26 protein-coding genes, 1 tRNA gene and 1 pseudogene are annotated in these 24,126 nt (G+C 62.1%); 14 read left to right on the top strand and 14 right to left on the bottom strand.

The window, feature by feature from the left end; translation table 11 throughout:
- Nucleotides 1-17: 17 nt before the first annotated feature.
- From nirD to CXP40_RS01870, 11 genes are all read right to left on the bottom strand, one after another.
- Nucleotides 18-335, bottom strand: coding sequence for a nitrite reductase small subunit NirD (gene nirD / locus CXP40_RS01915; protein ID WP_003460074.1), 318 nt, complete (start codon nt 333-335; stop codon nt 18-20).
- Entirely contained in the window at nt 332-2,788 is a 2,457-nt protein-coding gene (gene nirB / locus CXP40_RS01910) for a nitrite reductase large subunit NirB (protein ID WP_106732491.1), read from the bottom strand. Before nirB ends, nirD begins: the two co-directional genes overlap by 4 nt.
- 357 nt (nt 2,789-3,145) lie before the next feature.
- A complete protein-coding gene (locus CXP40_RS01905; RefSeq protein ID WP_106732355.1) occupies nt 3,146-4,813 on the bottom strand; it encodes a bifunctional protein-serine/threonine kinase/phosphatase in 1,668 nt (555 codons plus the stop codon).
- Nucleotides 4,814-4,929: 116 nt separating this feature from the next.
- Nucleotides 4,930-6,141, bottom strand: coding sequence for a NarK/NasA family nitrate transporter (locus tag CXP40_RS01900; RefSeq protein WP_106732354.1), 1,212 nt, complete (start codon nt 6,139-6,141; stop codon nt 4,930-4,932).
- A gap of 422 nt (nt 6,142-6,563) precedes the next feature.
- Nucleotides 6,564-6,719, bottom strand: a complete 156-nt coding sequence (locus CXP40_RS23760) for a hypothetical protein (protein ID WP_021489007.1) — start codon at nt 6,717-6,719, stop codon at nt 6,564-6,566.
- A 138-nt stretch (nt 6,720-6,857) separates the two neighbouring features.
- Entirely contained in the window at nt 6,858-7,301 is a 444-nt protein-coding gene (locus CXP40_RS01895; protein ID WP_106732353.1) for a thioesterase family protein, read from the bottom strand.
- Nucleotides 7,302-7,349: 48 nt separating this feature from the next.
- Complete coding sequence (locus CXP40_RS01890) at nt 7,350-8,039, bottom strand: polysaccharide lyase family 7 protein (protein ID WP_106732352.1); 690 nt, start codon at nt 8,037-8,039, stop codon at nt 7,350-7,352.
- 96 nt (nt 8,040-8,135) lie between these two features.
- Complete coding sequence (locus tag CXP40_RS01885) at nt 8,136-8,927, bottom strand: ABC transporter ATP-binding protein (protein ID WP_106732351.1); 792 nt, start codon at nt 8,925-8,927, stop codon at nt 8,136-8,138.
- Between the two features lie 179 nt (nt 8,928-9,106).
- Nucleotides 9,107-9,958, bottom strand: coding sequence for a nitrate ABC transporter permease (gene ntrB / locus CXP40_RS01880; protein WP_106732350.1), 852 nt, complete (start codon nt 9,956-9,958; stop codon nt 9,107-9,109).
- Between the two features lie 12 nt (nt 9,959-9,970).
- Nucleotides 9,971-11,254: a CmpA/NrtA family ABC transporter substrate-binding protein gene (locus CXP40_RS01875; RefSeq protein ID WP_106732349.1), complete on the bottom strand. Its 1,284-nt coding sequence runs from the start codon at nt 11,252-11,254 to the stop codon at nt 9,971-9,973.
- 377 nt (nt 11,255-11,631) lie between these two features.
- Nucleotides 11,632-11,946: a hypothetical protein gene (locus CXP40_RS01870; protein ID WP_012018520.1), complete on the bottom strand. Its 315-nt coding sequence runs from the start codon at nt 11,944-11,946 to the stop codon at nt 11,632-11,634.
- 147 nt (nt 11,947-12,093) lie between these two features.
- On the opposite strand from CXP40_RS01870, the gene CXP40_RS01865 reads away from it, so the two are divergent.
- Nucleotides 12,094-12,486: a hypothetical protein gene (locus tag CXP40_RS01865; RefSeq protein ID WP_099524235.1), complete on the top strand. Its 393-nt coding sequence runs from the start codon at nt 12,094-12,096 to the stop codon at nt 12,484-12,486.
- Nucleotides 12,487-12,606: 120 nt separating this feature from the next.
- Here CXP40_RS01865 and CXP40_RS01860 read toward each other — a convergent pair whose 3' ends face one another.
- On the bottom strand, nt 12,607-13,296 hold the full coding sequence (locus CXP40_RS01860; RefSeq protein ID WP_106732348.1) for a crotonase/enoyl-CoA hydratase family protein: 690 nt from the start codon (nt 13,294-13,296) through the stop codon (nt 12,607-12,609).
- A gap of 187 nt (nt 13,297-13,483) precedes the next feature.
- Between CXP40_RS01860 and CXP40_RS01855 the strand changes: the two genes are divergently transcribed.
- The 6 genes from CXP40_RS01855 to galU (CXP40_RS01830) all read left to right on the top strand — a co-directional run bounded on the left by CXP40_RS01855 (nt 13,484) and on the right by galU (CXP40_RS01830) (nt 17,439).
- Nucleotides 13,484-13,702 carry a hypothetical protein gene (locus CXP40_RS01855; RefSeq protein WP_059391972.1) on the top strand — a complete coding sequence of 73 codons (219 nt, stop codon included), beginning with the start codon at nt 13,484-13,486 and terminating at the stop codon, nt 13,700-13,702.
- 93 nt (nt 13,703-13,795) lie between these two features.
- A tRNA-Ser gene (locus CXP40_RS01850) sits at nt 13,796-13,885 on the top strand.
- A gap of 301 nt (nt 13,886-14,186) precedes the next feature.
- A complete protein-coding gene (locus CXP40_RS01845) occupies nt 14,187-14,483 on the top strand; it encodes a type II toxin-antitoxin system MqsR family toxin (protein ID WP_106732347.1) in 297 nt (98 codons plus the stop codon).
- Between the two features lie 2 nt (nt 14,484-14,485).
- Complete coding sequence (locus tag CXP40_RS01840; RefSeq protein ID WP_106732346.1) at nt 14,486-14,887, top strand: type II TA system antitoxin MqsA family protein; 402 nt, start codon at nt 14,486-14,488, stop codon at nt 14,885-14,887.
- Between the two features lie 308 nt (nt 14,888-15,195).
- Nucleotides 15,196-16,557 carry a UDP-glucose/GDP-mannose dehydrogenase family protein gene (locus CXP40_RS01835; protein ID WP_106732345.1) on the top strand — a complete coding sequence of 454 codons (1,362 nt, stop codon included), beginning with the start codon at nt 15,196-15,198 and terminating at the stop codon, nt 16,555-16,557.
- 42 nt (nt 16,558-16,599) lie between these two features.
- The gene (galU, locus tag CXP40_RS01830) at nt 16,600-17,439 is read left to right on the top strand and encodes a UTP--glucose-1-phosphate uridylyltransferase GalU (RefSeq protein ID WP_003460169.1); all 840 of its coding nucleotides are present in this window, start codon (nt 16,600-16,602) and stop codon (nt 17,437-17,439) included.
- A gap of 48 nt (nt 17,440-17,487) precedes the next feature.
- Here the strand turns inward: galU (CXP40_RS01830) and CXP40_RS01825 are convergent, their stop codons facing one another.
- A complete protein-coding gene (locus CXP40_RS01825; protein WP_099524226.1) occupies nt 17,488-17,910 on the bottom strand; it encodes a VOC family protein in 423 nt (140 codons plus the stop codon).
- Nucleotides 17,911-17,982: 72 nt separating this feature from the next.
- On the opposite strand from CXP40_RS01825, the gene gorA reads away from it, so the two are divergent.
- The 7 genes and pseudogenes from gorA (at nt 17,983) to CXP40_RS01790 (ending at nt 23,082) form a co-directional block, all read left to right on the top strand.
- Complete coding sequence (gene gorA, locus CXP40_RS01820) at nt 17,983-19,341, top strand: glutathione-disulfide reductase (protein WP_106732344.1); 1,359 nt, start codon at nt 17,983-17,985, stop codon at nt 19,339-19,341.
- 7 nt (nt 19,342-19,348) lie between these two features.
- Entirely contained in the window at nt 19,349-19,972 is a 624-nt protein-coding gene (locus tag CXP40_RS01815; protein ID WP_003460159.1) for a trimeric intracellular cation channel family protein, read from the top strand.
- Between the two features lie 2 nt (nt 19,973-19,974).
- Nucleotides 19,975-20,355: a VOC family protein gene (locus tag CXP40_RS01810; RefSeq protein ID WP_106732343.1), complete on the top strand. Its 381-nt coding sequence runs from the start codon at nt 19,975-19,977 to the stop codon at nt 20,353-20,355.
- Between the two features lie 169 nt (nt 20,356-20,524).
- Nucleotides 20,525-21,391, top strand: a complete 867-nt coding sequence (galU, locus tag CXP40_RS01805) for a UTP--glucose-1-phosphate uridylyltransferase GalU (RefSeq protein WP_106732342.1) — start codon at nt 20,525-20,527, stop codon at nt 21,389-21,391.
- Nucleotides 21,392-21,415: 24 nt separating this feature from the next.
- Nucleotides 21,416-22,270: an SDR family oxidoreductase gene (locus CXP40_RS01800; protein ID WP_106732341.1), complete on the top strand. Its 855-nt coding sequence runs from the start codon at nt 21,416-21,418 to the stop codon at nt 22,268-22,270.
- A 109-nt stretch (nt 22,271-22,379) separates the two neighbouring features.
- Nucleotides 22,380-22,511: pseudogene (locus tag CXP40_RS01795) on the top strand (general stress protein); the annotation flags it as partial.
- 100 nt (nt 22,512-22,611) lie between these two features.
- Nucleotides 22,612-23,082, top strand: a complete 471-nt coding sequence (locus tag CXP40_RS01790; protein ID WP_106732340.1) for a hemerythrin domain-containing protein — start codon at nt 22,612-22,614, stop codon at nt 23,080-23,082.
- 65 nt (nt 23,083-23,147) lie between these two features.
- On the opposite strand, the gene CXP40_RS01785 is transcribed toward CXP40_RS01790, so the two are convergent.
- Nucleotides 23,148-24,116 carry a class I SAM-dependent methyltransferase gene (locus tag CXP40_RS01785; protein WP_106732339.1) on the bottom strand — a complete coding sequence of 323 codons (969 nt, stop codon included), beginning with the start codon at nt 24,114-24,116 and terminating at the stop codon, nt 23,148-23,150.
- Between the last annotated feature and the right edge of the window lie 10 nt (nt 24,117-24,126).

Genomic DNA, 24,126 nt, shown 5'->3' with positions numbered 1-24,126 from the left:
GCCTCCCACAGGGCTGGCTAGTTGCGTTGCGCGAATGCCAGCAACACGCGGCCGCTCTCCACCTTGGCATGGTGCCGATGGGCGCAGCCCACATCCGGCGCCACGGCCTCGCCGGACTCCAGCTCGATCTGCCAGTTGTGCAGCGGGCAGGCCACGCGCTTGCCGTAGATCAAGCCCTGGGACAGCGGCCCGCCCTTGTGCGGGCAGCGGTCGTCGAGGGCGAATACTTCATCGTTACTGGTGCGGAAGATGGCGATATCGCCTTTCGGCCCGGCGATGATGCGCGAGCCGAGCACGTTGATCTCTTCCAGGGCGCAGATATCCAGCCAGTTCATACGGTGGCCTCCTCGATTTGCACGACCTTGATGGTGTCGAACTCTTTCTTCAGTTGCGGCGTCTCGATGCGCTCCTTCCACGGGTCCTGCTCGAACGACAGGGCGTAGTGCAGGCGTGCGGCCAGGGCCTTGCGGTTGGCCTCGTCTTCCAGCACCGCCTTCTTGATGTGTTCCATGCCGACGCGCTGCAGGTAGTGCACGGTGCGCTCGAGGTAGAAGGCCTCCTCGCGGTACAGCTGGAGGAAGGCGGCGTTGTACTCGCGCACTTCCTCGGCGGTCTTGACCTTGACGAAGAACTCGGCCACCTCGGTCTTGATCCCGCCGTTACCGCCGATATACATCTCGAAGCCGGAGTCCACACCAATGATGCCGACGTCCTTGATGCCGGCCTCGGAGCAGTTGCGCGGGCAGCCGGAGACCGCCAGCTTGACCTTGTGCGGTGACCACATGTTGAACAGGTCGTGCTCCAGGTCGATGCCCAGCTGGGTGGAGTTCTGCGTGCCGAAGCGGCAGAACTCGCTGCCGACGCAGGTCTTCACCGTGCGGATGGACTTGCCGTAGGCGTGGCCGGAGGGCATGTCCAGATCCTTCCACACCGCTGGCAGGTCGTCTTTCTTGATGCCCAGTAGGTCGATGCGTTGGCCGCCGGTGACCTTGACCATGGGTACGTTGTACTTGTCGGCCACATCGGCGATGCGGCGCAGCTCGGAGGGATTGGTCACGCCGCCCCACATGCGCGGCACCACCGAGTAGGTGCCGTCCTTCTGGATATTGGCGTGGGCGCGTTCGTTGATCAGGCGCGACTGCGGGTCGTCCTTGGCCTCGCCCGGCCAGGTGGAGATCAGGTAGTAGTTCAGCGCCGGACGGCAGGTGGCGCAGCCGTTGGGCGTGCTCCAGTTGAGAAAGGCCATGGTCTGCGCCATGGACGTCAGGTGCTGCTCGCGGATGGCCTTGCGAATCTGCCCGTGGTTGAGGTCGCTGCAGCCGCAGATGGCCTTCTCGCTCTTGGGCTTGACGTCGGCGGCGCCGCCGACCGTGCTGATCAGGATCTGCTCCACCAGGCCGGCGCAGGAGCCGCAGGAACTGGCGGCCTTGGTGTGCTTCTTCACCTCGTCGACCGAGAACAGCCCGTTCTCCTGGATGGCCTTGACGATGGTGCCCTTGCACACGCCGTTGCAGCCGCAGATTTCCATGCTGTCGGGTATGTTGGCGGTCTTGTCGGCGCCCTGGTGGCCGACGTCGCCGATGGCGCCTTCGCCGAACATCAGGTGGTCGCGGATTTCGCTGACGTTGTAGTTCTCGCGGATCTGCCGGAAGTACCAGCCGCCGTCCGCGGTGTCGCCGTACAGGCAGGCGCCGACCAGCACGTCGTCCTTGATCACCAGCTTCTTGTACACGCCGCCGATGGGGTCGGAGAGGGTGATGGTCTCGGTGCCTTCGGCGCCCATGAATTCGCCGGCGGAGAACAGGTCGATGCCGGTGACCTTGAGCTTGGTCGAGGTCACCGAGCCCTGATAGCGGGAGAAACCGAGCTGGGCCAGGTGATTGGCGCAGACCTTGGCCTGCTCGAACAGCGGCGCCACCAGGCCGTAGGCGATGCCGCGGTGACTGGCGCACTCGCCGATGGCGTAGACGCGCGGGTCATAGGTCTGCATGGTGTCGTTGACCAGGATGCCGCGGTTGCAGGCGATGCCGGCGCTCTCGGCCAGTTCGCTGTTGGGGCGGATGCCGGCGGCCATCACCACCAGGTCGGCGGGAATCACTTCGCCATCCTTGAACTTCACCGCACAGACGCGGCCTTCGCCGTTGTCCAGCAACTCGGCGGTGTGCTTGGGCAGGAGGAACTTCAGGCCACGGTCTTCCAGGGATTTTTGCAGCAAACGGCCTGCGGTGCTATCGAGCTGGCGTTCCAGCAGCCAGTCGCCGATATGCACCACAGTGACGTCCATGCCGCGCAGCTTGAGGCCGTTGGCCGCTTCCAGGCCGAGCAGGCCGCCGCCGATGACCACCGCGTGCTTATGAGTCTTGGCGGTGTCCATCATCATCTGAGTGTCGGCAATGTCGCGATAGCCGATCACGCCCTGCAGGTCCTTGCCCGGAATCGGCAGGATGAAGGGGTTGGAGCCGGTGGCGATAAGCAGGCGGTCGTACTCGGCCTCGCTGCCATCGTCGGCGATCACCAGGCGCTTCTTGCGGTCGATCTTGACCACCTTGCGCCCGAGCAGCAGCTTGATGTCGTTTTCCGCGTACCAGTTGAGATCGTTGAGCACGATCTCCTCGAAGGTCTGTTCGCCGGCCAGTACCGGGGAGAGCAGGATGCGGTTGTAGTTGGGGTGCGGCTCGGCGCCGAACACGGTGATGTCGTAGAGATCGGGGGCGAGCTTGAGCAGCTCCTCGAGGGTGCGTACACCCGCCATGCCGTTGCCGATCATCACCAGCTTGAGTTTTTGCATGCCGGCCATCTCCTGAAGAAAAATCACGGTCGAAAAATTTGTCGGGAGCAATTTTTAACGTCGCTCCGCGACGGCTCGAAGAGTGGCCGCCAGGGATGGCAGGCCATAAAAAAACAAAAAAGGCGTCCCGCTAGTCACCTAGCGAGGACGCCTTTGTCCAGGTCCCGTTCTATCGGGAAGTGCAGCCTTCGTCGTTGAAGGTCGCGCTTTATGTGGTTTGTGGTAGTTATGAATGCAGCCCTTGTGCCAACTCGATCAGGTCACGGTTTTTCAGGCTTTTCAGTCACTTGGCTGGCGCTGTAGGTTGGGTTTATGCACCGTTGAGAGGCGTTTTGCGCTGCTTTGGTGCGGGGTGGGCTATTTGAGCTGCAGGAACGCCAGCAGCAGGTTGAGCAGCAGCGACACCAGCGCCACGCTGCGCCACACCAGTAGCGGCTCGCGCTCCAGCAGCGGTCGTGGGCGGTTGTTCAGGGATTGGCGCTCGCCACTTTCCAGTGCCAGCAGCCACTCCTCGGCGGTCTCGAAGCGCTGCGCTGGGGCGGCGGCTACCGCGCGGTTCAAGACCTCATCGAGCCAGGCAGGCAAGTCCGGGCGGTAGCGGCTGGCCGGCACCGGCTGACCGAAGCGCGGGTGCTGGAAGGCTTCGACTTCGCCATGGGGATAGTGTCCGGTGAGCAGGTGATAGAGCGTCACGCCGGCGGCGTAGAGATCCTGCTGGGCGCTGGGCGGCGTACCGGCGAAGGCTTCGGGGGCAATATAGCTGGGCGTGCCGGGCAGGCTGTGGGCCTCGTCGCGGGTCAGGCCCGGGCAGTAGGCCAGGCCGAAGTCGAGCACGCGCAGTTCGCCGTCGTCGCCGAGCAGCAGGTTCTCGGGCTTGATGTCGCGGTGGATGATATTGCGCCGGTGCAACAGGCCGAGCGCCTTGATCAGGCGCGGGGCCAGGTCCTGCCAGTCGGCCAGGCCCAGCGGGCCACTCTGGCGCAGGCGCGCGGCCAGGGTCTGGCCGGCATATTCGCGCTGCACGTAATACAGATGCTGGCGCTGCGGCAGCGCATGCAGCTCGGGGAAGTGGCGACCGGCGACGCGGCGCAGGAACCACTCCTCCTGCAACAGCGCCGGGCCGGCCTGTTCCTCACCGGCGCGGCTGGGCGGCAGGGTCTTGAGCAGCCAGGGCAGGTTGTCAGCATCGCGCACCCGGTAGATCAGCGACTGGCGCGATTCGCCGAGCAGGCCTTCGACCTGCCAGCCCTCGAACTCCTGGCCTTCACGCAGGCGCGGCGGCAGAGGCCAATGTTCGAGCTGGGCCAGGGTGTCGGCCAGCGCGGCTTCTGGGAGCTGCTCGATGTGCACCAGCAGGGCGCTGGCGTTGTCCTGGCTACCGGCGTGGTGCGCCTCGTCGACCAGTGCCTGGCAGATCGCTTCGGCGTCATCGTCTCGTTGCAGCAATTCGCCGATGCGCTTGTCGTTAAGGCAGGCCCAGACGCCGTCGCTGACCAGCAGGAAACGGTCGCCGGCCTGCAGCTCGCCGTCGCGGTAGTCCACCACCAGGTGTTGATCCAGACCCATGGCGCGCTTGAGCACGTGCTGCATGCCCGGCTGTTCCCACACATGGTCCTCGGTCAGGCGCAGCAGCTGGCCGTTGCGCCACAGGTAGGCGCGGCTGTCGCCGATGTGCGCCAGGGTGTAGCGCCGCCCGCGCAGCACCAGGGCGGTGAGGGTGGTCAGCAGCGGCTGGCCGCCGCCGTTGGCCTGTAGCCAGCGGTTATGGGCAATGAGCAGGCGGTCCAGGCTGTGCTGAACCGGCCAGGTTTCCGGGGTGGAGTAGTAATCCAGTGCCAGCGCCTGCAGGGTCGCGCGTGCGGCCAGGCCGCCGTCGGCGCACTGGCTGACGCCATCGGCCAGACCGAGCAGGTAGCCCTTGCTGGCGGCCAGGGCCGGCGCCGGGGTGACCACACGCAGGGCGTCCTGGTTCTCGCTGCGCGGGCCGATGGCGCTGGTTTCGCCGATGCTCAGTTGCAGGGCCATGATGCGGTTTCCGTAGATCTTTGGACCGTAGAGTGCGCCGTGCGCACCAGATTCGACGCAAATCGCTGGTGCGCGCGGCGCACCCTACGGAGTGTGGCTGGTCGTCGAGAACTCGCTTACACCCGCGCGGCGGTGACTGCGGCGCTGCCCCAGGTGGTGCGCCAGCGCTGCTTGACCCCGTGCAGACCGATCCAGGCCAGCACGCCGAGGCTGGCGAATAGCCACAGTCCCAACTGGTAGTCGCCGGTGTGCTGCTTGATGGTGCCGAGGCCGGCGGCGAGGAAGAAGCCACCGATGCCGCCGGCCATGCCGATCAGCCCGGTCATCACGCCGATTTCCCTGCGAAAACGCTGCGGCACCAACTGGAACACCGCGCCATTGCCAGCACCAAGGCCGAGCATGGCGGCGACGAAAAAGGCCAGGGCAGCGGTCGCGCTGGGCAGGTTGAAGCCCACCACGGCAATGCACAGCGAGGCGATGGTATACATCATCAGCAGTGTACGAATGCCTCCGATGCGGTCGGCCAGAGCGCCGCCCAGCGGGCGCAGCAGACTGCCGGCGCAGACGCAGGCGGCGGTGTAGTAACCGGCGGTCACCGGGTTCAGCCCGTACTGGTCGCTAAAGTAGCCGGGCAGGGCGCTGGCCAGGCCGATGAAGCCGCCGAAGGTGACGCTGTAGAAGAACATGAACCACCAGCTGTCGCGATCGCCGAGGGCCTTGAGGTAGTCGCCGAAGGCCTTGGGCTTGGGTCGCTCCGGCGCATTCTTGGCCACCAGGGCGAAGACCACCAGGGTCGCCAGCAGCGGGATCAGCGCCCAGCCGAATACGTTCTGCCAGCCGGACAGTGCCGCCAGGCCCGGGGCGAACAGCGCCGCCAGAACCGTACCGGAGTTGCCGGCGCCGGCAATGCCCATGGCCTTGCCCTGGTGTTGCGGCGGGTACCACTGCGAAGCCAGCGGCAGGGCCACGGCGAAGGCGGCGCCGGCAAAGCCGAGGAACAGGCCGAGTAGCAATGCTTGCTCATAGCTGCCGATGCCGATCTGCCAGGCGCAGAACAACGCGACGATCACCACCACCTGACCGAGCAGGCCAGCAGTCTTCGGTGACAGGCGGTCACAGAGGAATCCCATCAGCAGGCGCAGCACGGCACCGGCGAGAATCGGCGTGGCCACCATCAGGCCGCGTTGCTGGGCGTTGAGGTCGAGGTCGGTAGCGATCTGCACCGCCAGTGGGCCGAGCAGGTACCAGACCATGAAGCTCAGGTCGAAATAGAGGAAGGCGGCAAACAGGGTGGGGGCGTGGCCGGCTTTCCAGAAACTTGTATTCATCGATCACCTCATCAGCGAGAAGGAGCCCGGCCAGGCGCGGCGAACCGTGGTCGTGGACACGGCGGCCGCGCCTGCCGGGAAGGCCCTGCACTTGTGGTGCAGAGCCCTGCGGCCGAAGCCACAGCAGGTTTGAGCGATTGCGGTGCAGGCTCGGATCGCGATGCCTGCGCCGGCCCCGGTCACTGGGGCGAACACGAAAAAAAACGCCGCTTCACCACAGGCCATGAAGGCGAGGTGAGGCGACGTCTTTGTCGTGAGGGAGGTGGCCGCCGTTGGCTACCTGGTGCGAGGGAATAAGCAAGAGCCGAGCCAACCGAGCAGAGGCCCTGGGATCAGGCGCTACGCAGCTTCAGCCAGCGCCGTGCTGCCGCAAAACGAGGCGTTTGCGCCATCGATGCCCCCGAACGGGGCGAGCGCTGCGCTCAGCTACGGTGCGTGCTGAGAGTGGCGTGTGATTGGACGCTGGAAAGTTGGGCAACGCTGGTTGCGTGAGTGGGTAGCGGCAGGGTCAGCAGGGCGATTGCCAGCAGATTGCTCAGCAGCCCCGCCTGACGGGCACGGCGGTAGGTGTCGGTCATCCTCGATCCCCCCTTTTTTCTGTTCTGACCTAGGCGTAGCAGACGAATGACAATGTGTCACGTTATTAGCAGCAATAACTGTGCAAGTTTTGCCAGACGCCTGTTCGCCCGGGGCCCTGAAGCATTGGAATCGCTGAGTCAGTCGAGCCGATTGACCTTGGGGAACTTGGCGCTGAAGGCTTCCGGCATCGGCACCACCTTCGACTGACGATAATCGAAGAACACGAAGCCGGACTTGGCCATGGCCACCAGCGTGCCGTCGGCCGGACGGGTGATGCGGAAGGTGATATCACCGCCATATCGGTTGAAATCAATCACGCCGACTTCGAACAGCAGCTGGTCGCGGGCATGGGCCTCGGCCCTGTAGGTGGTGGCCAGGTCGGTGACGATGATTCCAGTGCCTTTGCCGTCGGTTTCGCGAATGCCGAACTCGAAGAGGAAGCGGGCGCGTGCCTCGGAAATCATCGAGATCATCGAGTCATTGCCCAGATGGTTGGCACCGTTGATGTCGGTAACGCGCACGGTCAGGTGAGTGCTGTAGCAGTACTGGTCTTCGGGAAAATCGAGGGTCAGGCGTGCCATGGTCGAGCCTTCGTCTAGGAGGGCGGCGATTGTAAACCGCCGCGTTCCTCAGCGGTGCAGGCTGTTGAGGTGATAGAACGTGACCCGACCACCTTCGCTATCCGCTCCGGAATTGTCCTGGATATAGGCGCCCGCCTTGAAGTACAGGTACTGCTTGCTCCAACTGCTGCTCAACTGGCGGTAGAGCGAGCCATTGTCGCCATCGGTGCTGGCCACGCTGATGCCGATGCGTCCGCTGGGCGTGACGCGCAGGTCGTAGCCGAAGCGCTCGCCAAGCTGGATGTTCTCGGCCAGCAGGATGTTCTGCACCTCGCTGTCGCCTGGGCGGGCACGCAGCAGTGCTTCCACCCGGCCAACACCTCGTCGATAGTGATATTGCAGCTTGAGCAGCGGATCGTTCTGGCTGCCTGGCGCATCGGTGCTGTGGATCTGACCGATCACCACCTTGTTGCGGCTGGGCACCTGGTCGACCTGCAGCACGGCACTGAGATAGCTGTCCGAACTGGCATGCAGCCAGTTATCGAGTGTGCCGTCGTGCTGGGTTTCGCGCAGTTCGCTACGTGGATAACGCGCATCGGGCGTGGTCGAACCGGTAACCGGCACCCAGAAGGTCACGCTACCGTCGGCATTGCGCCGAAAGTAACGGCTCTCATAACCGTTATTCAGCCGTTCGGTGGTGATGGTGGTCGGTGCCGGTTCGGTGGGAATCGACAGATTCCAGGTGGTGAGATCGAGCACGGGATTCTCTGCTTGTCGGTTGAGGGCCTTGTTCGTCCCTGCGATGGAGCAGAGGTTCAACCGCCCCGGCCCTTGCGCCAGAGCGGTTCATTGCGCTCAGGCGGCCGGGCGTTGCTGGCGCTGGTAGAGGAATTCCAGCACGGCGGTGCGGTAGGCGTGGTACTGCGGGTCATTGGCCAGCGCCAGGCGGTCACGCGGGCGCGGCAGGTCGACGGCGAGGATTTCGCCGACGGTAGCGGCCGGGCCGTTGGTCATCATCACGATGCGATCGGACAGCAGCACAGCCTCGTCAACATCATGCGTGACCATCACCACAGTGCTTTGGGTCTGCCCGACGATGCGCAGCAGTTCGTCCTGCAGGTGTGCGCGGGTCAGCGCATCGAGGGCACCGAACGGTTCGTCCATCAGCAGCACTTTGGGCTCCATGGCCAGGGCGCGCGCAATGCCTACGCGCTGCTTCATGCCACCGGATATCTCGTTGGGGTGCTTGTGCATGGCATGGTTGAGGCCGACCATGTTCAGCGCCTGCTCGGTGCGGGCCTGGAGCTGGGCCTTGTTTTCACGTGCACCGAAGACCTTTTCCACGGCCAGGTGGACGTTACCGAAGCAGGTCATCCAGGGCAGCAGGCTGTGGTTCTGGAACACCACGGCGCGCTCCGGGCCGGGGCCGTCGATCTCGCGACCGTTGCAGATCAGCCCACCTTCGTTGGCGTCGAGCAGGCCGGCGATCAGGTTGAGTACGGTGGATTTGCCGCAGCCGGAATGGCCGATCAGCGCCACGAACTCGCCGCGAGCGATGCTCAGGTTGACGTCTGCCAGTGCCTGGAAGCGGCCTTTCTTGGTGTCGAAGTGCTTGCTGACAGAAGTCAGCTCCACGAATTTGTCCATCGGAGTTCTCCCGTTCTGGCGCTGTGCTCCGAATTCAATCAGAGGCACTTTCATTTAAAACAAAGACTTGGCGTCTATTGTTGAACTGACTTGTAGGTTGCGTAGCCCGATGCAATCCGTGGAAACGGAGGTCGCGTTCCGGCTTGCATCCGGGCTATGAGTTGGCCGAACGCGCCGCTTCAGCTTGCGTAGTCAAAGCGTTTGGCGATCAACAGCAGCATCTGCTCCAGCGCCAGGCCGACCAGGCCGACGATGATGATGGCGATGAGAATGTGCTCGACGTTGAGGTTGTTCCATTCGTCCCACACCCAGAAGCCCAGACCAATACCGCCGGTGAGCATCTCCGCGGCGACGATCACCAGCCAGGCCACGCCGATGGCCAGGCGGATGCCGGTCATCAGGTGCGGCAGCACGGCGGGAAACAGGATGCGCGTCAGCACCTTGAACTCTGACAGCTTGAGCACCCGGGCCACGTTCAGGTAATCCTGCGGCACGCTGGCCACGCCGGCGGCGGTGTTGAGGATGATTGGCCAGATCGAGCTGATGAATATCACCCAGATCGAAGCCGGGCCCGCCGCCTCGAACACCAGCAGGCCGATCGGCAGCCAGGCCAGCGGCGAAACCGGGCGCAGCAGGCTGATGATCGGCGCGAGCATGCCGGCGAGAAAGGTGAAACGGCCGATGGCAAAACCCAGGGGAATGCCCACCAGCGCGGCGAGGCCGAAGCCGACGCCGACGCGGCCGAGCGAGTTGAGGATGTTCCAGCCGATGCCCATGTCGTTGGGGCCGTTGTCGTAGAAAGGATCAGCGAACAGCACCAGGGCGGCTTGCCAGGTGCTCAAGGGGCCTGGCAGGCCTTCACTGTACTGCGCCAGCAGCGACCAGAAGCCGATGAAGGCGATGATGCCCAACAGCGGGGCGATGCCTGCCTTGAACAGGCTGCCCAGTGCGGCGGCGCTGGGCAGCAAGGCTTGCGCAGAGAAACGCGGTTTGGCGATCGGCGGCAACGGGGTTTTCAGGGGCGCATTCATGCTCACCTCCGGTCAGGCTTTGATGGCGAAGGAGTCGGCGTAGGCGGCCGGATTGCTGCCGTCCCAGACCACGCCGTCGATCAACGTGCTGCTGCGCAGCGGGCTGCTCGGCACGGGCAGTTTCAGCGCGCCAGCGGCCTCGGCGTAGAGCGCGGTTTGGTTGACCTGGGCGGCCACCGCCGCGTAATCCGGCGCATCCTTGAGCAGGCCCCAGCGCTTGAACTGGGTGAGGAACCACATGCCATCGGAGTGATAGGGGAAGTTGACGCTGCCATCCTTGCAGAAGGCCATGGCGTGTTCGTCCTTCCAGCTGTTGCCGAGGCCGTCCTCGTATTGGGCGAGAAAGCGCGGCTCGATCACCTGCACCGGCGCGTTGACGTACGCCTTGCCGGAAATCAGCTTGGCGGTACTCTTGCGGTTCTCCTCGCTGGCCTCGATGAAGCGGCTGGCATCGAGAATCGCCATGATCAGTGCGCGGGCGGCATTGGGATACTGCTCGATAAAGGCGCGGGTGGTGCCGAGTACCTTCTCCGGATGGTCCGGCCAGATCTGCTGCGTGGTGGTGGCGGTGAAACCGATCTTGTCGAAGATCGCCCGCGCGCCCCAGGGCTCGCCGACGCAGAAACCGTCCATGTTGCCGACGCGCATGTTAGCCACCATCTGCGGCGGCGGCACGACGATGGTCTTCACGTCGCTCATCGGATTGATACCGACGCTGGCCAGCCAGTAATACAGCCACATGGCGTGGGTGCCGGTGGGGAAGGTCTGGGCGAAGGTCAGCGGGTTACCGCCTTTCTTCACGTGCTCGGCCAGTTGCGTGCCGTTGGTCACGCCGGCCTCGCGCAGTTGCTTGGACAGAGTGATGGCCTGGCCATTCTGGTTCAGCCCCATCAGCACTGCCATGTCCCGCTGTGGCCCGGCCAGGCCGAGCTGGGCGCCGTACATCATGCCGTAGAGCACGTGGGCAGCATCCAGTTCGCCGGTGTTGAGCTTGTCGCGCACGCCGGCCCAGGAGGCCTCCTTGCTCGGGTTGATAGTCAGGCCGTATTTCTCGCCAAAACCCTGGGTTGCGGCGACCACCACTGAAGCGCAATCAGTCAGGGGAATGAAGCCGACGTTCAGCGCGGCTTTCTCCGGCGCATCGGAGCCGGCCGCCCAGGCTGCGCTGCGCAGCGAAGCCGGCGCTGACAGACCGAGTGCGGCGATGCCGCTCACGGCGCCGGCCAGGGCGATGGATTGCTTGAGGAAGTTACGGCGGCTGGTGGCCAGGGGCTTGTTCGAATCACGATCGGTCATGGATCTAATCCTTGTCAGGCGCATAAACAAAAAACGGCGTACGCCAGGCCACCTCGATGAGAGGAAGGTGACCTGACGGACGCCGTTGTCCGTGATCCTCGGCCCGCCACCGTTGGCGTGCTACATAGGATGATTGACAGGGACAAAGCAAAGGGCTTGCCAGCTTTCGTGTACGACGGCCGAGCACGGATATTCGGCGCCTGACAGGCACAATAAAGATGCCGGCCTGTCAATTCTTAGCTATTAACAATCAATAAGTTACAGATTCTTTATGAAGTGTTTTATCCAATCTAGGAGCCAGTCCGCGCGCGGCTCACTTCGTATACTTCTGAGCCATTGCCGTGCATGAGCGGGCACCGCTGAGCCTTTTGGGGTCGTCAGGAGGCTGGTTGAACGCGCGCCTCCTCGACGAAGTCGCGCAGCCAACGCAACACTTCTACGGCTTCCCAGCGAGCTGGATCGAACAGCGCATAGGCCAGCCCCTGGTAACCGACCACATCCAATTGCCGATGGTAGCCAGCGCGCTGCAGCAGCGCCTCGATCTCGGCGAAGCAGGTATTGAAGTGCTGACGATTGAAGGGGGTGCGGCTCTCGGTGACGATGCCCTCGAGCTGCAGTTCCTCGACCATCTCGCGTACCCGCTCCAGCGGCATTCGGTTCACTCGGTGTTTCAGCTGCAGTACGTCCAGCATGATGGCGCTCCTGTGCAATCGATCATTTACCTGTGATGCCAAGCCTAATTCAAAAGAACTGTACAAATAAACAGTATTGGTGAATAGTAAGGCCACTGCAGACCTATCCGCCCACAAAACGGGCGCCTTGCGAGAGGAGAATTGGCAATGCAACAGATGTTGATGACGATTGTGCTATCGGTCTTCCTGTACGGCTGCGCTCAGCCCCAGGTCGAGCGACCCCAAGCCAACGGTGCCTATCTGGTGATCGAGGGCGAACAGGCCTGGGCCGTACTGGTCTCCGATGGCCAGCGTGTCGAGGAGGTGGGCACGGTGCTCGACGTGATTCGACTGCCCAGCCATCACTCAAACATAGCCGCCAGTTACGTGATCGAAACGCCCAACTGCGGCAAGCTGCAGTGGCTGACCGAACGCCATGGCGCTGCAGAAGGTGAAACCACGCTGTTGCCGGCCGCCTTCAACGAGCAACTGAGCAAGCCCGGTTGCGTGCTCGCACAAGGCCTGAGCCGAGCCTGGACCGCTTTGGACTACTCCGGCTAATCCGTAGGGTGCGCCGCACGCACCGACAGTCGCCGGCGGATTAACTGGCTAGACGCGCAAAGAAAAAAGCGCCGCGACCTCAACGGAAGCGGCGCTTTTCATTTATGGGTCGCCGAGTGCTTACAGCAGATGCTGCTTGTCCATCTCGATGGCGGCATCCAGGGTTTCCAGCAGCGCCTTGCGCACCTTCAGCTTGGTGTTCTTGTGCGCGGTCATGTTGATCTTCTTCATCTGCTGAGCCACCGCCTGAGCGGTAGCCTGCAATTGTTCGGCCGGCACCACCTTGTCCAGGAAGCCGGCATCTACCGCGCCAGCCGGGTCGAACATCTCGCCATTGATCACCGAACGGTGGAATGCCGACTTGCGCAGGCGATCACGAGCCAGCTCGATACCGACGTGGTGCATGGTCATGCCGATCTGCACTTCATTCAGGCCGATATTGAACGGGCCTTCCACGCCGATACGGTAATCGGCCGACAGCAGGATGAACGCACCCTTGGCCACGGCATGACCAGCGCAGGCGACGATGATCGGGTAGGGGTGAGCGAGCATGCGCCGCGCCAGGGTAGAGCCAGCAGCGACCAGGTTGATTGCATTCTGCGGGCCCGAGGTCATCACCTTCAAGTCATAGCCGCCGGAAAGAATGCCCGGCTGGCCGGTGATGATGACGATAGCGCGATCCTGCTCGGCGCGGTCGAGGGCGGCATTGAACGCAGCGATCACTTCAGGCGAGATGGCGTTGACCTTGCCATTGCTCAGGGTGAGGGTGGCGATGCCGTCGTCGAGTTGGTAGCTGATCAGGTCGCTCATGGCGGTTTTCCTTGTTAGAGCCTTGGGGGCGAATGTGGGCAGAAGGTACTCAGCCGCAGCGCTCTGGTAAAGCGCCGCGGCTGACTGGCTGGTCAGTGTTTTTGCCTATCGCGGCTATGCCGGATGGCAATTGGTCGAACGCAAAGCCAGGCCTTTATGGTGAGCAGCGAACCGAAGGAGCTGCCCCATGAACACCCTCTACTCCATCCTTTATATGTTTGCCGTGATCGGCCTGCTGCTGGCATCGGTCGTGCTCAGCGAAACCTTCTACCTGCGCAGCCCGTCCGGCGTGCTGCTGCTATTCGGCTTGGGCCTGTTCATGTCCCTGGGTTTTCTGCTGTTCGGCCACATTCGCTTCGACGAGCAGCCCTGCGAGAAGCACGACGAAAACCCGCTTCGCTCTTAAGCGCATGAATCCTTTAAAAAAAATTTGCCATCGGGAAAACATTCGACTACATTAGCGCGCCTCGACGGGGTAAACGCCAAAACGTCGAGATCCGGTGAAGTGTCCGAGTGGTTGAAGGAGCACGCCTGGAAAGTGTGTATACGGGAAACCGTATCAAGAGTTCGAATCTCTTCTTCACCGCCACTTTCGCAATACCTAAAGCCCTGAAAGCTGACAAGCTTTCGGGGCTTTTTGATTTCTGGCTTGTCGCTCTTCTCTCGGCTCAAGACGCTAATCAGCCAACTGCTCGCTTCAATTCGATGGAGCAGGTGACTGCCTGGAGTGCCGTACACGTTCGCGCAGGCTAGCGAAATATCGCTGGTTGGCAGGCTTTGCTGGCTTGGATTCGGCACCAGCCAGCAACTGATTGCGTAGTTGCTGGCGTTTGTCGTTTGGCATGGACGCTCCCTTGAAGAGATTAACCTAAAAGGTTATTTTGTGCGGCATGGAAAAGCGCAAACCCCATTTCAAGCTTGAGCTGGTGAAGCAGGCCGTAGCCGATCAGCGTTATCGCTTCACCCGCGTAGCCCTGGAAGGGGGTGCCGAGCTGGGTATGGAGATGGCTGACATGCTGGCCGTCATCAGTGCCCTGAACAGCCGCGACTTTTTCAAGAGCATGACAACCTATGCGGATCATACTAGCTGGCAGGACGTTTACCGACCCGACACCGAATTCGGGCAGGTCTATCTGAAGTTCACGCTGGTGGCCGATCTGCTGATCGTTTCCTTCAAGGAGAAGTGACCATGAAATGTCCAGTATGCGGCGGGGCGGAACTGGTTCACGACACCCGCGATATGCCCTTCACCTACAAGGGGCAGACCACCCAAATTACTGCAGTAACGGCTGACTGGTGCGATGCGTGCGGCGAGTCCCTGACTGGGCCGGCTGAGAGTGAGCGCGTTATGCGTGCCATGAACGAGTTTCGCCAGCAGGTGAGCGCCCAGGACGGCAATCAGGAGCTTATTCGCAGTGTGCGTAAGCAGTTGCGGTTGAGCCAGCGCGAAGCCGCCGAGCTGTTCGGTGGTGGCCCGAATGCGTTTTCTCGCTATGAGCGAGGCAGTACGGAAGCACCGCAACCATTGGTGCAGTTGTTCAAGATCCTGGGCCGGCACCCGGAGTTGATCAACGAGCTGCGTGCCGGTTGAGTGCCGAAATCATAGAGCCGAATAGCGACGAAACGAGCCGGTGAGGGGAGCGTAAAGCCCCTATTGAGCGGGTTTGACATGGACTGACACGCTACCGACACGGGTTCGAATCTGTTCTTCACCACCACTTTCGCAAAGCCCCTGCAGGTAAACCTACAGGGGCTTTTGTTTTTCTGGTCCCCACAATTTTCACGCTATGTGTACCCATGATGCGTACATATACGCCTGTCATCATTCCTTCGTCGTTCCGTCATATCGCTGCCACCGCGATTGGTTGCAATCGCAGCATAGGCCAGGAGGATGCTGCGATGCAGATATGCGTGATTGGAGCAGGGTACGTAGGTTTGGTGACGGCCACCTGTTTTGCCGAGATGGGCAATCAGGTGGTCTGCGTCGAGCGAGATCCGCAGCGCGTCGCGATGCTTTCGCGAGGTGAGGCGCCGATCTACGAACCTGGCCTGGAGGCGATGCTTAGGGCGCAGTTAGCCGGTGGGCAGCTCAGTTTCACTTCGCAGTTGAAGGCCGGCATCCGTCGCGCCGAGGTGATTTTCATTGCGGTGGGTACGCCCAGTGGCGAGGACGGTTCGGCCGATCTGAGCCATGTACTGGCGGTTGCCGACGAGCTGGGTGAACGGCTCGATCATGCGTGCCTGGTCGTGGACAAGTCTACGGTGCCGGTGGGCACCGCTGAGCGTGTGGCGCAGCGTATCAACGCTGGTCTGGCACGTCGGGAGCAACGAGCGCGGGTGACCGTGGCGAGCAATCCGGAGTTTCTCAAGGAAGGCTCTGCAGTCGAGGATTTCATGCGCCCTGATCGGGTGATCGTCGGCTGCGACGACGAACGTGGGCGCGAGTTGCTGCGCCGGCTGTATGCGCCATTTCTGCGCAATCACGATCGCCTGTTGTGCATGGGCGTGCGCGCCGCCGAGTTCAGCAAGTACGCGGCCAATGCCTTTCTGGCAACCAAGATTTCCTTTATCAACGAGATGGCAGGTATCTGCGCGCGGTTGGGCGTGGATATCGAGGAGGTACGCCGCGGTATAGGTAGCGACCGGCGTATCGGCACGCACTTCATCTACGCCGGTTGCGGTTATGGCGGCTCGTGCTTTCCCAAGGATGTGAAAGCGCTGATCCGTACGGCTGAGCACGAGGGCATCGAGCCGGGCATCCTGCGTGCGGTCGAAGCGCGCAATGCGTTGCAGAAAACGCTGCTGTTCCAGGCCCTGCGCGAGCATTTCAATGGCCACTTGCAGGGGCGGGTCGTCGCGCTCTGGGGGCTGGCATTCAAGCCCGGTACTGACGATCTGCGTGAAGCGCCCAGTCTGGTGCTGCTAGACGCACTGCTGACCGCCGGCGCCAAGGTGCAGGCTTGCGACCCTGCTGCTACGGCAGCTGTTGCTGCACGCTATGCGGCGGCCGTCGAGGCGGGGCAACTGGTGCTGAGCGAATCCCCCTATGCTGTCGCCCAGGGTGCCGATGCGCTGGTGCTGGTGACGGAGTGGAAGCAGTTCCGTCAGCCGGACTTCCCGCGTATTCGCGGTGCGATGCGCATGCCGGTGCTGTTCGACGGGCGCAACATCTATGACGCCGATCAGCTGGCGGAGCTGGGGTTTCTTTATCGCGGCATCGGTCGACCTGCAAGCGGCAGTTGTAAGGCTAGCGCGGCTTGATAGACTGAGCGCGCATTCCAACCATCCCCACTAGGGAGTCCCATGATCAAGAAATGCCTGTTCCCCGCTGCCGGTTACGGCACGCGCTTCCTGCCTGCTACCAAGGCAATGCCCAAGGAAATGTTGCCGGTGGTGAACAAGCCACTGATTCAATATGGGGTTGAAGAGGCACTCGAGGCTGGCCTCAACCAGATCTCCATCGTCACCGGCCGCGGCAAGCGTGCGCTGGAAGACCATTTTGACGTGAGCTACGAGCTCGAACACCAGATCAAGGGCACCGACAAGGAGAAGTACCTGGTTGGCATCCGCCGTCTGATCGACGAGTGCAGCTTCTCCTACACCCGTCAGGTCGAAATGAAAGGCCTGGGCCACGCCATCCTCTGCGGTCAGCCGCTGATCGGTGACGAGCCGTTCGCCGTGGTTCTGGCCGACGACCTGTGCCTGAACCTGGAAGGCGATAGCGTACTGGCGCAGATGGTCAAGCTGTACAACCAGTTCCGCTGCTCCATCGTGGCGATTCAGGAAGTGCCGAAGGACGAGACGTCCAAGTATGGTGTGATCGCCGGCGAGATGATCCGCGATGACATCTACCGCGTCAGCAACATGGTGGAGAAGCCCAAGCCCGAGGACGCGCCGTCGAACCTGGCGATCATCGGCCGCTACATCCTCACCCCGGATATCTTCGATCTGATTCGCAGCACACCGCCGGGCAAGGGTGGCGAAATCCAGATCACTGATGCGCTGATGCGCCAGGCCCAGCAGGGCTGCGTGATGGCATACAAGTTCAAGGGCCAGCGTTTCGATTGCGGTAGCGCCGAAGGTTACATCGACGCGACCAATTTCTGCTTCGAGAACCTGTACAAGACTGGCAAGGCGTTCTGATACGCCTTAAGGTAAACGAAACGCCACCCTCGGGTGGCGTTTTGCATTTCAGGGGATGGGCATTTCCTCGGAGCCAGGCCCGAGCGGCTGGCCGTAGCTGAACTCGACGTAATTGCCGGCCGGGTCGCGCAGGCCGCAGTAATAGCCAACCGGATAGGGTTCGTCGCGTGGTGCCCAGATCAGGCAGCCGTCGTCCTCGGCCATGGCGGCGATGCGATCGACCTCTGCGCGGCTGCCCAGGGCAAAGCCGAAGTGGCTGTAGTCATTAGCAGCCAGGTTACGGTCTTGCCCGCCCGGCATGATCACGAAGATGAACTGGTGTTCCTTGCCCGGCTCGGCCATCCAGACGATGCGTGTGCCCTTGCCGGGGCGCTCGTGGATCACCTGCATGGCGCAGAAACGTTGATAGAAGGCGATGCAGGCGTCGAGATCGGGGACGTGCAGGGCCAGGTGAGTCAGGGTAGGGCGCATGTTCTCCACCTCCGGCGTTCAGCTTAGCGCGGGCCTTTACGGTATGCTCCCCGTCTGCCAAGGAGATACCCCATGAGTTACGACTTCGACCTGTTCGTGATCGGCGCCGGTTCCGGCGGCGTACGTGCGGCGCGCTTCGCCGCTGGTTATGGTGCCCGCGTCGCGGTCGCCGAGAGCCGCTACCTGGGCGGCACCTGCGTCAATGTCGGTTGCGTACCGAAAAAGTTGCTGGTGTACGGCGCGCATTTCGCCGAGGACTTCGAGCAGGCGTCCGGTTTCGGCTGGTCGGTGGGCGAAGCGAATTTCGACTGGGCGACATTGATCGCCAACAAGAATCGCGAGATCGAACGCCTCAATGGCATCTACCGCAATCTGTTGACCAACAGTGGCGTCAGTCTGTTCGAAGGTCATGCGCGTATCGTCGACGCGCATACCGTCGAAGTGAACGGCCAGCGTCACAGCACTGAACGCATTCTGATCGCCACCGGCGGCTGGCCGCAGATTCCCGATATTCCTGGTCGCGAGCACGCCATCAGCTCCAATGAGGCCTTCTTCCTCAAACAACTGCCCAAGCGCGTACTGGTGGTTGGCGGCGGTTATATCGCCGTGGAGTTCGCCTCGATCTTCCATGGCCTGGGCGCGCAGACTTCGTTGCTGTATCGCGGCGACCTGTTCCTGCGAGGTTTCGACGGTGCAGTACGCGAGCACCTGCGCGATGAACTGAGCAAGAAGGGCCTGGATCTGCAGTTCAACGCCGACATCGCCAGCATCGAACGCAAGGCCGATGGCAGTCTGGCCGCGACGCTCCAGGATGGTCGCGTACTGGAGGCCGACTGTGTGTTCTACGCCACCGGCCGCCGGCCGATGCTCGATAACCTCGGCCTGGAAAACGTCGAGGTGAAACTGGACAAGCGCGGCTACGTCGAGGTCGACGACCTGTTCCAGACCTCCACGCCATCGATTCTCGCCCTTGGCGATGTGATCGGCCGCGTGCAGCTGACCCCGGTCGCGCTGGCCGAAGGCATGGCCGTGGCGCGCCGGTTGTTCAAACCCGATGAGTACCGGCCGCTGGATTACAGCATGATCCCCACCGCCGTGTTCAGCTTGCCGAACATCGGCACCGTTGGCCTCAGCGAAGAGCAGGCCATCGAGGACGGGCACAAGGTGAAGATCTTCGAGAGCCGCTTCCGCCCCATGAAGCTGACGTTGACCGAAGATCCCGAGCGCACGCTGATGAAGCTGGTGGTCGATGCCGATAGCGACCGCGTGCTCGGCTGCCACATGGTCGGCCCGGATGCCGGAGAGATCGTTCAGGGCCTGGCTGTCGCGCTGAAGGCTGGTGCGACCAAGCAGATCTTCGATGAGACCATCGGCGTGCACCCGAGCGCCGCCGAGGAGTTCGTCACCCTGCGTACGCCGGTCAGCCGCTGAGGACAGCATGGAAAAGCTTTTCTATGTCGCCGACCTGTTCGGCGTAGCGGTGTTCGCCATCACCGGTGCGCTGATGGCGGGGCGCAAGTCCATGGACCTGTTCGGCGTGCTGGTGATGGCCATCGTCACCGCACTGGGTGGCGGTACGTTGCGCGACCTGATTCTGGACAACCACCCGGTCAGCTGGATTCGCGATGATACCTACATCCTGGTCGCTTCCCTGGCGGCGCTGGGCACCGTGGCCTGGGTACGCATGACCCGCCCGATTCACGAGAAGGGCCTGTTGATCGCCGACGCCTTTGGTCTGGCTGTGTTTACCGTGTACGGCACTGAACTGGCGCTGCAACACGGTACGCCGATCAGTACCGCGGTGATCATGGGAGTGATGACCGGTGTGGTCGGCGGGGTGATTCGCGACGTGCTATGCAACGAGATTCCGCTGATCTTCCAGAAGGAAATCTACGCTACGGCCTGCATCGCCGGCGCGCTGACTTTTATCGGCCTGCGTGCCCTGGGCACGCCACACTGGCTGGATACCGCAGCGGCAATGTTCGTAGTGCTGGCAGCGCGCCTGGCGGCGATCCACTGGCACCTCGGGCTGCCACGTTTTCATCTTCTGGACAGGCATTGAGCATGATCGAGAGACTGGACCATCTGGTACTGACAGTGGCGGACATTGACGTCACCGTCGACTTCTACCAGCGTGTGCTGGGCATGCGCCACGAGCGTTTCGGTGCCGGGCGTAGCGCTCTGGTATTCGGCCAGCAGAAATTCAACCTGCATCAGGCCGGGCGAGAGTTCGAGCCCAAGGCGATCAAGCCAACACCGGGCGCCATCGATCTGTGCCTGATCACCCTGTGGTCGCTGGAGCGCGTAATGGCTCATCTGGCCGAGCAGGCCGTGACGGTAGAGGAGGGGCCGGTGGCACGTACTGGCGCCGTCGGGCCAATCGAATCGGTGTATTTTCGCGACCCGGACGGCAATCTGATCGAAGTGAGCCGTTATCTCGCCTAGAGGGCGGCTTATCGTTAGCTGTGGCACCTCGACATCCGCTGGCTGAGGTCGAGGTGTCGCACTTCGCAAAATTGCAGCAGCGAAACGGTGCCTGCTGAAATATCTTGAACCGTAAAGGTTCTAAACGGGTCAGGTTCTAGTACCGAGTCACTCAATTGGTATAGAACCCATGATCAAGAAATGTTTGTTTCCCGCGGCCGGTTACGGCACCCGTTTTCTTCCCGCTACCAAGTCGATGCCCAAGGAAATGCTGCCGGTGGTCGACACCCCGTTGATCCAGTACGGCGTCGAAGAAGCACTGCAGGCCGGGCTCAATGAAATCGCCATCGTCACCGGTCGCGGCAAGCGCTCGCTGGAGGATCACTTCGATATCAGCTACGAGCTGGAGCACGAGATCTCCAACACCGGTAAGGAAAAATCCCTCAGTGGTGTGCGCCACCTGATCGATCAATGCACTTTCTCTTACACCCGCCAGTTGGAGATGAAGGGCCTGGGCCACGCCATTCTGACCGGTCGCCCGTTGATCGGTGACGAGGCTTTTGCCGTGGTGCTGGCCGATGACCTGTGCCTGAACCTCGACGGCGACGGCGTGCTGACCCAGATGGTCAAGCTCTACGAACAATTCCGCTGCTCCATCGTCGCCATCCAGGAAGTGCCGATGGACGAAGTCTCGCGCTATGGCGTGATTGCCGGCGAGGCGCTGCGCGACGATATCTTCCGCATCGACAGCATGGTGGAGAAGCCCAACCCGGAAGACGCGCCGTCGAATCTGGCGATCATCGGCCGCTACATCCTCACGCCCGACATCTTCTCGTTGATCGAGCAGACCGAGCCGGGCAAGAGCGGCGAAATCCAGATCACCGATGCGCTGATGAAGCAGGCCCAGCAGGGCTGTGTGCTGGCCTACAAGTTCAAGGGCCGCCGCTTCGATTGTGGGTCGGCCGAAGGCTACGTGCAGGCCACCAACTTCTGCTTCGAGAACCGCCACAAGACCCATCCGGTGATGACTGCGAGCCCGCAACTGAAGGCCGTCTGAACACCTGCGAAGGAGGAGTGAAGGATGAACGACAAGACCCTGCCGCCTCAGCATCAGCAGCGGCAGCCTGGTGTCGAACACGCCATGCACCCTGAGCCGATCTACCTTGCCGATGATTACCGCGCCGCCGGCAAACTGACCGGCAAGGTGGCGATCATCACAGGCGGCGACAGCGGTATTGGCCGCGCTGTCGCCGTGCACTACGCCCTGGAAGGCGCCAAGGTTGCATTGGTTTACCTGAACGAGGATGAAGATGCGCAGAAAACCCTCGACGAGGTGAAACATCACGGCGGCGAAGCCATCGCCCTGGCTGGTGACGTGGGCGACGGCGGCTTCTGCCAGTGCGTGGTCGACGCGGTGATCGCCAAGTGGGGACGTATCGACATCCTCATCAACAACGCTGGCGAACAGCATCCCGAGCATAACCTCGAGGCCCTCGACCAGGCGCAGTGGGAGCAGACCTTCCGCACCAATATCTTCGCCATGTTCCACCTGACCAAGGTCGCGCTGGAGCATCTGCAGCCGGGCTCGAGCATCATCAACACCAGTTCGGTGACGGCCTACAAGGGCAACCCGATGCTGCTCGACTATTCCTCGACCAAGGGCGCGATCACCTCGTTCACCCGCTCGCTGTCGATCAACCTGGCGCCGCGTGGCATTCGCGTCAATGGCGTTGCACCCGGGCCGATCTGGACGCCGCTGATCCCGTCCACCTTCAGCGCCGAGAAGGTCTCCGAGTTCGGCGCCGACACGCCGCTGGGGCGCCCCGGACAACCGTCGGAGGTCGCCCCGGCATTCGTTTATCTGGCCAGCAACGATGCCTCTTACATCACCGGGCAGATGTTGCATGTCAACGGCGGCAGCGTGATCAACGGCTGATGAAAAAAGCCTGAACGACTCGTGGCAGAGCCTGCCTCATTTTATGTAGAGGCAATAACGCCTCGCGAGTCACTATCAGGAGGTACCAGCAATGGCGACCAGTAAAAATCCGGGTAACTTCGCAAACGATCGTCAGAAAGCATCCGAAGCCGGCCGTAAGGGCGGTCACAACAGCGGCGGCAACTTTGCCAATGACCGTCAGAGAGCCGCCGAGGCCGGACGCAAAGGTGGTCAGAAAACCAAAAGCAGCCGCGAGTCGTGACTGTCATACCGGGGCCCGCTTTGCAGCGGGCCCTGGCATTTTTGTCGATGTGATTGGTAGACCCGAGGAGAGCAACACGATGAATGCCATCGAACTGCTGAAGAAGGACCACGAAACCGTCAAAGACCTGCTGAGCAAACTGGAAGTAACCACTGAGCGAGCGGTGCAGACGCGTAAAAAGCTGCTGCTCAAGATCGAGCAGGAATTGAAGGTCCATACCGAGCTCGAAGAGCAGATTTTCTATCCCGCCTTCAGGCGCGCTGGCAGCAAGGACGACGCCGTGCTGGCCATCGAAGCGAAGGAGGAGCACCGTGCCGTCGAGGCGCTGGTACTGCCCGACATCAAGGAAACGTCGCCATCCACGCTCGAATTCGCAGGCAGGGTCAAGGTGCTCAAGGAGCTGCTGGAGCACCATATCGAGGAAGAGGAGCGCGACATGTTCCCGCAGGCCCGCAAGCTGCTGAGCAAGCAGCAGCTGGAGCAACTGGGCGAATCGATGGAAGTGCTGCGCAAATCCCTGAAGAGCGGCGCGCAAGCCAAAGCGGCTTGAGTACAAGTGGTGGCCTGCGCCTACGTATGTTCGGCGCAGGTACTACAACCCTTTTTTTACAGCGCCTAGCGCTGGCGCAGACCAGGCTGATAGGTCAGGCGCAACGCCACGCAGGCAATACGCTCAGGCTGGGCATACTCGGCTTTCTGCAACTCTTCACCGAACACGTCCGGATCGATCTCTTCGTAGTCCCAATCCCAGCAGGTGTCACGCAGCGATAAGCGTATGGCATTGAGCAAAGGATCCTCGCCATCGACGATCGCTACCCCGGTGTAGAGCAGCAGCGTGCCGCCGGGCGCCAGTCTTTCCATCGCCGTATCGAAAATCGCCAGGGACAGCCCGGCGCCGTGCTTGCCGCCGCCGTGGCGATAGGTGCGCTGCTGTGGATCGAGCATATAGGGCGGGTTGGCGATGATCAGATCGAACTGTCCATCCACATCGCGCAGCAGATCGCTGCTCTGTATGCGCAGGTTGTAGATGCCGGCCAGTCGGGCATTCACGGCGGTCAGGTTCAGCGCTTTGGGGTTTATATCCAGTGCCATCACTTCAGCACCCGGCCGCAGCAAGGCCGCCGTGATCGCGCCTGGGCCGGCGCCGCAGCCTATATCGGCAATACGTCGTAGCGGCTGATTGCTGTGCGTCAGGTAATCGCGCAGCAGGCGGGTGAAACGGTAGGTATCGGGGCCGAAGAACACCGCGTCGCTTTCCTCCGTTGGAAAACGCGAGTGCACATAGAGCCCGTCGCCCAGGCTGGACCAGCGCACCTGGCTGATCCAGCCTTGCGCGTGAGATTGCAGCACTTCGGCCTCGCCCATGCATTCGACGATTTCCTCATCCAGCACGCCGTCAGCGAACGGCCGGCTCCAGCCGAAAACATCGCGCAAGTCCTTGGCCAACGCATTACCCGGACGCTGGTTGACGCGCTGATGAGTGAGCGGCGTCGGGGTGACGAAGCGATAACCGCGGGCACGCAAGAGCGTACCCAGGCGTAGCAGGGCGAGACTCTGCGGGGCGTTGAAGGCGGGTTCGAGCATGCGCGGGTTC

The organism is Pseudomonas sp. YY-1 (assembly GCF_002843095.1).
Classification (GTDB): Bacteria; Pseudomonadota; Gammaproteobacteria; order Pseudomonadales; family Pseudomonadaceae; genus Aquipseudomonas; species Aquipseudomonas sediminis_A.
The sequence above is the reverse complement of the archived record's forward strand: the minus strand, read 5'-3'. Positions and strand labels throughout refer to the sequence as shown.